We start from the raw sequence: 2,665 nt of genomic DNA, 5'->3' as shown, positions 1-2,665 counted from the left end.
CAACAGGCTGCATGATCACAGTAGACGGCGGCGTTCCGGCTGCCTTTACAAGATAAGGGGGATATCATATGCATATAGCGGTTGATATCGGTGCGTCAAGCGGTCGTCTTGTCACAGGTGAACTGAAAGAAGGGAAGCTTGTTATACAGGAGATTCATCGTTTTGCAAATGGCTATCAGAAACAAGGAGAATTTAACTGCTGGGATATTGACCATTTGGAGGAACAGATTCTTGGCGGGTTGCAAATTGCCAAACTGCAGGGTATTACTGCTTGTACGCTTGGAATAGATACGTGGGCAGTTGATTATGTACTGCTTGGGAAGGATGGTGAGCGGTTGCGAGATGTGATCGCTTACCGGGATTCCCGGACAGATGGCGTAATGGAACAAGTGTGGGAAACGATGTCGAAGAACGAAATCTATCGTAAAACAGGCATTCAGTTCCAGCCTTTCAACAGTCTTTACCAGCTTGCTTCAGAAGAAAAGGAAATTATTAGTCAGACGGACAAGATACTGCTTGTACCTGATTATTTGAATTACCGGCTGACAGGAAAGAAGCTAATGGAGGCAACAAATGCTTCTACAATGCAGCTTCTGAATCCGCTTAATCGTACTCTTGATGAAGAGCTTCTAAATCTGGCAGGTGTTCATACCAGTCAGTTTGCAGAACTGGTTGAACCAGGCACTGTGATTGGTAGTATTCATGAAAAGCTGCGAGATGCATATGACTTGCCAGATTGTAAGGTCATTGCAGTAGGTTCGCATGATACAGCATCAGCCATTGCCGGTGTGCCTGCAAGCGATGAGAATTGGGCTTATTTGAGCAGTGGTACATGGTCACTGCTTGGCACAGAGCGCAAGCAGCCGATACTGGATGACAGCAGTCTGGAGTTAAATTTCACGAATGAGTGGGGTGTCGACCAAACATACCGCTATTTAAAAAATATTATTGGTATGTGGATAATCCAGGAGATTAGAAGATTATATCCAGTAGATTATAATTACGCTGAAATAGTGGAAGAGGCGATAAAGGCCGATTTAAAGCAACCGCCGACCGTTCATTTGAATGATGTCCGCTTTCTGAAGCCGGATAATATGATTGAAGAACTGCAGGATTATTGCCGGGAAACAGAACAGTACGTGCCGAAGACGATTGGAGAGCTGAGTTTTACAGTCTTTCATAATTTGGCAGTTATTTATAGGGAAGCATTGATAGAATTGCAAGGGCTTACAGAAGAAAAACTGCAGACACTTCACATAGTAGGCGGCGGCGCACAAAACCAAATTCTGAATCAGCTGACCGCTGACTACAGCGGTTTACAAGTAATAGCAGGACCTACAGAAGCAACTGCGCTTGGTAACCTGATTGTACAGATGATAGCAGCGGGTGAGCTTGCTTCCTTGGATGCCGGAAGACAGCTAATAAGGTCGTCCTTCCCACTGCGAACCTTCTCACCAGCTGGTGCAGAGAAAGGAAGTACAGTTTATGATTCGAAAAGCTAGTGTTATGTACGTGTATCGAGATAAATTCGAGGAGTACAAGAAGCGCCACGATCAGCTTTGGCCGGAGATGGAGCAAGTGCTAAAAGAACATGGTGTCAGCAACTATGGTATCTTCCTGCACGAACCTACGGCAATGTTATTTGCTTACTTAGAAGCTGAATCAGAGGAATTACATGCGCATATCGCTGAAACAGAGGTATGTCAGCGCTGGTGGGTGTATATGCAGGATATCATGCAGACGAATCCAGATCATAGTCCAGTTAGCGAATCATTAAAAGAAGTATTTCATTTAGCTTAAGGAGGAATATAAATGACAGTAATCAAAGCGTATGAAATGGCGAGATCGATGTACGAGACACTTGGAGTAGACGTAGAAGCAGCACTGGAAAAATTGAAAGCGGTACCACTTAGTATTCACTGTTGGCAAGGTGATGACATCGGCGGGTTTGAAGTGCAGCAGAACGAACTATCAGGCGGCATTGATGTGACTGGTAATTATCCTGGAAAAGCAACAACACCAGAAGAGCTGCGTTCCGACTTGGAAATGGCGCTGCGTTTGATTCCCGGGAAACATCGAATTAATTTGCATGCTATTTATGCCGAAACGGATGGCCAGCATGTTGAACGTAATGAAATAAAGCCCGAGCATTTCCGTAATTGGGTTGAATGGGCGAAACAGCATGACCTTGGCCTTGACTTTAATCCAACTATTTTTTCCCATTCAAAAGCAGCTGATGGACTGACACTTGCACATCCAGATGAGGAAATTCGTCAATTCTGGATCGAACATTGCATTGCCTCACGTAGAATTGGAGAGTACTTCGGTAAAGAACTTGGCACGCCAAGTCTGACGAATATTTGGATTCCGGATGGTTATAAAGACGTTCCAAGTGACCGATTAACGCCGCGAAAAAGGCTGAAGAATTCGCTTGATCAAGTATTCGCAGTGGAAATTGATGAAAAGTACAATATAGATGCTTTGGAAAGCAAGCTTTTTGGAATTGGTTCCGAGTCTTATGTAGTGGGCTCACATGAATTTTACATGGGTTACGCTTTGACACGAGGCAAATATTTGCTCATGGACACAGGTCATTATCACCCGACAGAAATGGTGTCGAATAAAATTAGCGGCATGCAAGTTTTTACAGACAAAATTGCACTGC

3 protein-coding genes are annotated in these 2,665 nt (G+C 44.2%); all 3 read left to right on the top strand.

Going from position 1 to position 2,665, the window contains the following annotated elements:
- Positions 1–68: 68 nt before the first annotated feature.
- Positions 69–1,502 carry a rhamnulokinase gene (gene rhaB / locus B1K52_RS00385; RefSeq protein ID WP_077303973.1) on the top strand — a complete coding sequence of 478 codons (1,434 nt, stop codon included), beginning with the start codon at positions 69–71 and terminating at the stop codon, positions 1,500–1,502.
- Entirely contained in the window at positions 1,486–1,800 is a 315-nt protein-coding gene (gene rhaM, locus B1K52_RS00380) for an L-rhamnose mutarotase (RefSeq protein WP_077303968.1), read from the top strand. Before rhaB ends, rhaM begins: the two co-directional genes overlap by 17 nt.
- Before the next feature lie 12 nt (positions 1,801–1,812).
- On the top strand, positions 1,813–2,665 hold an 853-nt coding region (locus B1K52_RS00375), incomplete at its 3' end, for an L-rhamnose isomerase (protein WP_077303965.1).

The organism is Terribacillus halophilus (assembly GCF_900162685.1).
GTDB classification, from domain to species: domain Bacteria; phylum Bacillota; class Bacilli; order Bacillales; family Amphibacillaceae; genus Terribacillus; species Terribacillus halophilus_A.
This window is presented reverse-complemented; position numbering and strand designations above follow the sequence as displayed.